Source organism: Candidatus Frankia nodulisporulans (assembly GCF_902806475.1).
Lineage (GTDB): Bacteria > Actinomycetota > Actinomycetes > Frankiales > Frankiaceae > Frankia > Frankia umida.
In genome coordinates, this window is sequence record NZ_CADCWS010000032.1 from 22075 (window position 1) to 28398 (window position 6324).

The window sequence follows — 6324 nt, forward strand, 5'->3', positions numbered from 1 at the left end:
AGACACATCCGTGCACGTCCCGCTATGGGCCTGGCTCGCCTTCATGGGTGGTCTGCTCGCTCTGCTTGCCATCGACCTGCTGGCACACCGTCGTGCCCACGTCATCGCCTTCAAGGAAGCCGCTTGGTGGAGCGTGCTGTGGGTGTCCCTGGGCCTCGGGTTCGCCGGGGTGATCTGGGCCTGTTATGGACCGGGCGCGGCCGGTGAGTACACCGCTGCCTACCTGCTCGAGAAGAGCCTTTCCGTCGACAACCTGTTCGTCTTCGCGCTGATCTTCTCGTATTTCAAGGTGCCTCGCGCCTACCAGCACCGGGTGCTGTTCTACGGAGTTCTCGGCGCGCTGGTACTGAGATTTCTGTTCATCGCGGCCGGCATCGCGGTCCTCGAGCGGTTCAGCTTCGTCATCTATCTCTTCGGCGCCTTCCTGATCTACACCGCGGTCCGGATGGTGCGTGACGACGGCGTGGACATGGACCCTGGTAACAGCCGGGCGACCCGTCTGCTGCGGCGGATCATGCCCGTCACCGACGAGTACCACGGCCAGCGCTTCGTGCTGCGCCGCGCGGGCCGGCTGGTCGCCACTCCGCTGCTCGCCGTCCTCGTGGTGGTCGAGACCGCCGACGTCCTGTTCGCGTTCGACTCGGTCCCGGCGGCGCTGGGCGTCACCGACCAGATCTTTCTCGTCTACACCGCCAACGCGCTGGCCATCCTGGGCCTGCGATCGCTGTTCTTCCTGCTGTCCGGCCTGATGGAACGCTTCCACAAGCTGGCGACGGGGCTGGCCGTGATCCTCGCCTTCATCGGTATCAAGATGCTGCTCACGGACGTGTGGCACATGCCGATCGCGCTGTCCCTCGGCTTCATCGCCGTCGTTCTGACGGCCTCGGTGGTGTGGTCCCTACGCACCGAGCCCCCGGCGCGGGACGCCGACCCGGACGAGACCCATCCCGAGGTCGCTACCCGGGACACCGCCACCCTCGGTGCGGCCGATCCCGACACGGCTGATCCCGACGCCGACGCGCGGGCGGCCGAGGAGCGCGGCGCCGGCGCGGATCATGGCCAGCAGGTGGGGCGGGTCCGGTAGGTGGGGCGGGTCCGGTAGGCACCGCCGTCCCGGGCAGGGTTCGCGGGTGATGGACCCTGCCCGGTCAGGTCGGCGCGACCGAGCCGGCCGGGCTGGCCGAACCGTCTCGGCTGACCGCTCTGATCGATTCCACGGTGCCGGCCGGCGGCTCACCCTGGCCGACGCCGACGCCGACGCCGGCAGCGGCGCCGGCACTGTTGCCGGGCTGCGGCGATCGTGGCCGTCGGACGCTCGGTGGTGGCGCGGTGAAGTAGGCGAACGGGTCGCGTTCCTGGACCGGACGGCCGGTGTTCACCGCCCGGGAGATGCGGTCCCAGCGAAACCAGCGCGGTCCCCGCCGCTCGAGGCACCAGGCCAGCAGGTACCACTGGCCGCCGGTCAGCGCCACCATGGCCGGCTCGATCGGCCGGCCCACGGTCCGGCTACCGGCGGCATCCTGGTAGTCGATGAGGAGGACCTGTCCGGTGCGCAGCGCCTCCTCGACCGTGACGGCCAGCGGGGTGCGCATCAGTACCGGTGAACCGGTGGCCGAGCCGGCTGCCCGCTCGGCGACCTGCTGCTGTTGTGCCGGTGGCAGGCTGTCGAGCAGCTTCTCCAACGCCGCCGCGCCGTCGCGGGTGAACGGCCCGCCGCCGACGGCCAGCGCCACGGCGGCGGCACCCGCCTGGCCCTGGGTGAAGGTGACAGGAGGCACCGTCGCATGCTGGGCGAGCACGTAACCCCCGCCCGGTCCCGACACCCCGCCTACCGAGACGCCCGCCTTCTGCAGGTCCAACAGGTCTCGCCGAATGGTGCGGACACTCACATCCAGCCGGGCTGCCAGGCTGGCTGCGGTGCGCCCGGCGGGTCCGGCCCGGCGCAACTCCTCGACGATTGCGGTCAGTCGATCTGGGTGCGGCATGTTCTTACGTTGACAGGATGGTGTCCTGGGTGGTGGCGAAACGGCAGGACTCCTGCGATCTCCTCGCCCCGTCCCGGTCGACCCGACGGATCGACGATGGACGGACGACGGACGACGGACGACGGACTCGACGCGTGCGGCGAGGTCGTCCCGCCTGGCTGGGCGAGCGGCGGCGCGCCGGGGAGTACCGTGACGTGTGTGATTCTTGTCCGTACGGAGTCCGCGGATGTGTCCAGGGCGTCCGGCCGTGGTGGGAGACCGGCCGCTGTCGCCAGTTTCGAAGTTGCTTTCGTGGGCCGTTCACTGGTATTTAGTGGTCTGCCAAGTCCAATCTGAACCGGATGTTGTCCAGGCGGCTGCTGCGGCTTTAATCCACCTTTTTCAGGCATGGCGCAGAATGGGGCGCGACTCGCCGTGCGCGCAACATGGAACATCTCCAGGGCGTCGCTATTCTGGTGGCGATCAGTGCCCCGGCACTTTTTCTTTCTATGAAGGCGGATGATGCACAGTCTGTGCTCGGTTGTCGTGTCCCACGGCGGCTCGTCCCATCTGTACGAACTGCTCACGAGTCTGCTCTCCATCAAGGGTGGCCGAGTCGTCCTGGTGGAGAACGGTCCACTCGACCAGACCGCGGTTCCGGACGGCGTGCGCATCGTGGAGGGGCAGGGCAACGTCGGTTACGGCACCGCTGTCAACATCGCCGTCCGCCACGTCCTCGCGGAGGCCGCGGGGGCGGGGGAGAGGCTGGAAGCCGGGGAGGGCCTGGGTGCGCGGCCGGCCGGCTCGGCTGGGGACGGTGCGCCCGAATGGGTGCTGGTGGTCAACAGCGACGTGACGATACCGGCCCGGACCGCAGCCGTGCTGCCCGAACTGCTGGCCTGGTATCCACCGTCGGTCGACGCGGTGGGCTTTCCGTTTCTCGACACCCCCGACGGCCCGCCGGGACGTTCGCGGGCGGTGCTCCCGACGCCACGGACCAACGCGTTCACCACCGTTCGTGGCGAGGTCGCGGCCGTCGCCCGCTGGCCGCATCTGCGCTATCCGGTCGGGGCGTTCTTCGCGATCCGGACGCAGACCTTCCTCGAGCTCGGCGGATTCGATCCGTCCTTCTGGATGTACTACGAGGAAACCGATCTGTTCGCCCGGCTGTATGCCAGCGGCGGTCGGATCGCCTGGGCCGACGACGAATGGCCAGTGGTGCATGTCGGCGGCGAGACCGTCGGACGCTCACCGATGTTGCACACCGAACTCGGTCGCGCCGCGGCCGTGTACGCCCGTCGCCACCGCGTCACGATCGGTCGCAGCTGGCCCGCCGTGCACGCCGCGCAGCTGGGCCTGCTCACCGCGCGCAAGATCGCCACCGGCCGGCCGCACGACGCCCGCCGCGCGGCCCGCATGCTGGTCGGTCTGCTGGGTGGCCTGGCCCGACCATCCTGGGAACCCGCCGTCACGTCCCGCTGGCAGGCGATCCCGGCGGAGACCCGGCTGCGCCTCGGTCACCTCCCGCGCCCCCACCACCAGCCCGACGAGCAGCCCGACGAGGCCGGGTTGGAAGCCGCGATCAGCCCCGTGCCCGCCGTGGTCACGCCGCCGCCTCGATCCATCCCGGCGATACCCGCTCCGGCGCGGGTGACCGACCCGATCCGAGGCGCCGGTCCGGACCTTGAGGCGCTCCTGCGCCGGACGCCACGCGGCTGAGCGGACGGCCCCGGCCAGACATGGCCCGCCTCGCCTCCTGGCTCGGCACCGCGCGGATCGGCGGGCACCGTAGGCGCATCACCGTCTGAGCTGCCGGTCATGGGGAGTCCGGTCCGCCCCTGACCACGTCGCCGTTTCCGCCGCTTCCGGCCCCTGCGATCATGACCATCTGCATGCGGCCGGACACTACTTGCCGGCTCGCTGTCTGCCGATGTGCGGGAAAACCCTGCCAGGGAACATGATCCATGGTTCAGGCCGGCTCGCCGTCGGCCGATGCCTGCCACTGTGCCTGGTCGATTGTGTAGATCGAGTACTCACCGCCCTGGATCGTCTCGGTGTGGTCGTAGGTGAGGCTGAGCCGGGTGGCGACTTTGATGGAGGCGGTGTGGTCGGCGGTCATGATGGAGATCAGGTCATCGCGGTTGAGCTCGTCGAAGGCGAACTCGATGGCGGCGCGTCCTGCTTCGGTGGCGAGGCCCTGGCCCCAGCGTTCGCGGCGGATGGTCCAGGCGACTTCGCAGCCGGGCCAGCCGAGCGCCTCGTACAGCCCTGCCCGGCCGAGGAGCTGTCCGGTGGTTCGGTCTTCGACGGCCCACATGCCGTAGCCGCGTAGGGCCCAGTGTCCGATCTGGAAGGCGGTCTGGGACCAGGCGGCGGCTTCGGTTTTGGGCTGGGGGGTGTGGTCGTCCATGCCGGGTGCGGACACGATGGCGAAGTAGTCGGGGACGTCGCTGGCCTGCCAGCCGCGTAACACCAGTCGTGGTGTGAGCAGGGTCGGGACGCCGTGGGGGTCGGGCTGGCCGTGGTCGAGGGTCATGCGCTGCTGCTTCCTGCGGGGAGGGCGCGCCGGTGGGCTTGGAGTTGTTCGCCGAGGTCGAGGACGGCGCGTTGGTTTTCCCAGCGTGCGCCGAGTTCCTGCCAGATCTGCCCGGATCGTTGGATGACGGTGCGGGTGGGCCGGCCGTCGAGCACGGCCAGGGCGCGGGAGGCGGCGTCGGCGGCCTGTTCGGGGTCTGGGTGGGTGCGGCGGAGGAAGGCTTGGGCGAGGGCGTTGTAGGTGCCGCCGATGTCCTCGTAGCCGCCGCCGGTGGTCTGGAGGATCGCGAGGGAGCGGTGGGCGTGGGGTTCGGCGTGTTCGCCGTCGCCGAGCCGGCCGGAGACGACGGCGAGGAAGCAGTGGATGAGTTCTTCGCCGAACGTTTCGGTGCCGACCATCGGCTCGCCGAGCCACACCGTGTCCTGCATGTCGCGTAGGGCCTGGCGGGCTTGGTCGTGTTGGCCGGCGGCGGCGCGGGCGCGTGCTTCGTAGGCGGCGAGGCGGGCGCGGAGGTAGGGGTGGGCGCCGGCGCGGGCTTGTCCGGCGATGTCGGCGGCGGCGGCGTGGCGGCCGGTGTAGTAGGCGATCGAGGTCTTCAGGGTGGCGACCGAGCCGGAGAGCAGGGGGTCGTCGACGTCGCGGGAGTACAACTCGGCCAGGGAGGCGAAGCGGCGGGCGGCGGTGTCGTCGCCGAGGTTGAACGCGAGCCGGCCGCCGTAGAACGCGAACAGGCCGGCCATGGTGGTGACCCGGGTGCGGACCCGGGCGGACAGTCGGCGCTCGAGGAGGCGTTCGGCGTCGCGCCAGCCGCCGACGATCAGCGGTGTCAACGCGGCGTGGGGGGTGCTGGTGTAGCTGGCGCCGATCTGGTCGAGGCGTTCGTCGAGTTCGTCGAGGGTGAGTGGGTCCGGGTCGGCCGAGGCGACTCGGCGGGACACCTCCCCGGCCAGCCCCGCGGCGATGGTGAGCGCACCGAGCTCGACGAACTCCCGCCGGTCCGCCCCGGCGGCCTCCGCTTCGGGTGGGGTGGGGGTGTTGGGGCCGGCGGCGCGGGCGGACAGGCCGCGTAGGCGTTCGGCCTGGTCTGCGGCGCGGATCCGGTCGCCGAGGTCGGTGAGTTCGCTGCCGCAGCCGAACAGCGTGTCGTAGGCGGCCAGGACGTGGCGGGCGGGAAGCCGGCCGCTGTTGCGCACGGCGGAGACGTTCTTGCGGTCGTAGTGGGTGCGGGCCTCGATCTGCTTACCGGACAGGCCGTGGGCCCGTTGCAGTTCGCGGAACCGGGCGGCGAGGCGCTGGCGGAGGTCGTCCACAGGGTCAGCGTGCACAGCGGTTCCCCTCGGCCAGCGGAACACGACGGGTGGGACATCACGGCCCACCCCTGGGCACGACGATCGCACCCTTACCGGGACCTGTCACGCGCTGTGTCATGAGTCGTGCACGGCGGGAAACACGCCGGCCACGCCCCCAGTGCCGGCGCCCGCCGCATTCGGGTCCTTCGCGACCCGGGGTGGGAGAGGCCCAAGCCCAACACCGGCAGCCTCTCCCCACCGCCACCCCTCACACCGGCTCCCGCACCTGTTCGGCCACAACCCACGTCGCTGGAGGCATCCGATGAACCACGAGAACGCAGGTCCAACGTCGACCGTCACAGTCGACCTGCCCAGCCCGCACACTGCCGGTGAGCGGGCCGCGGTCATCCTCGACTCGATCGAGGCGCACCCCCTGTTCGACCGGCTGCGCACGAGTACCCTGACCTACCCCGAGTGCTGGGCGACGTTCACGGGATATCCGTTGATCGCCGAGTTTGACCTCGACGCCGATGGG

At 70.5% G+C, this 6324-nt stretch carries 5 protein-coding genes and 1 pseudogene; 3 read left to right on the forward strand and 3 right to left on the reverse strand.

Features of this window, described 5'->3' with window-relative positions:
• Positions 1–10 precede the first annotated feature (10 nt).
• Entirely contained in the window at positions 11–1084 is a 1074-nt protein-coding gene (locus G6R24_RS05620; RefSeq protein WP_163548106.1) for a TerC family protein, read from the forward strand.
• A 64-nt stretch (positions 1085–1148) separates the two neighbouring features.
• Here G6R24_RS05620 and G6R24_RS05625 read toward each other — a convergent pair whose 3' ends face one another.
• Positions 1149–1985, reverse strand: a complete 837-nt coding sequence (locus tag G6R24_RS05625; RefSeq protein WP_163548107.1) for a helix-turn-helix transcriptional regulator — start codon at positions 1983–1985, stop codon at positions 1149–1151.
• A 498-nt stretch (positions 1986–2483) separates the two neighbouring features.
• Between G6R24_RS05625 and G6R24_RS05630 the strand changes: the two genes are divergently transcribed.
• Positions 2484–3683, forward strand: a complete 1200-nt coding sequence (locus G6R24_RS05630) for a glycosyltransferase family 2 protein (RefSeq protein WP_391530110.1) — start codon at positions 2484–2486, stop codon at positions 3681–3683.
• Between the two features lie 250 nt (positions 3684–3933).
• On the opposite strand, the gene G6R24_RS05635 is transcribed toward G6R24_RS05630, so the two are convergent.
• Together G6R24_RS05635 and G6R24_RS05640 are read right to left on the reverse strand one after the other, a co-directional pair.
• The gene (locus G6R24_RS05635; RefSeq protein ID WP_163548108.1) at positions 3934–4500 is read right to left on the reverse strand and encodes a GNAT family N-acetyltransferase; all 567 of its coding nucleotides are present in this window, start codon (positions 4498–4500) and stop codon (positions 3934–3936) included.
• Positions 4497–5810 (reverse strand): NsdA family TPR-like regulatory protein, encoded by a 1314-nt coding sequence (locus G6R24_RS05640; RefSeq protein WP_225438155.1) that lies wholly within the window; start codon positions 5808–5810, stop codon positions 4497–4499. Before G6R24_RS05640 ends, G6R24_RS05635 begins: the two co-directional genes overlap by 4 nt.
• A 301-nt stretch (positions 5811–6111) precedes the next feature.
• Between G6R24_RS05640 and G6R24_RS05645 the strand changes: the two are divergent.
• Positions 6112–6324: pseudogene (locus G6R24_RS05645) on the forward strand (hypothetical protein); the annotation flags it as partial.

What these genes read in the sequence shown, in the direction of transcription:
- G6R24_RS05625 (WP_163548107.1), bottom strand. Translation starts at nt 1,985, where the DNA reads ATGCCGCACCCAGATCGACTGACCGCAATCGTCGAGGAGTTGCGCCGG.
- G6R24_RS05630 (WP_391530110.1), top strand. Translation starts at nt 2,484, where the DNA reads ATGATGCACAGTCTGTGCTCGGTTGTCGTGTCCCACGGCGGCTCGTCC.
- G6R24_RS05635 (WP_163548108.1), bottom strand. Translation starts at nt 4,500, where the DNA reads ATGACCCTCGACCACGGCCAGCCCGACCCCCACGGCGTCCCGACCCTG.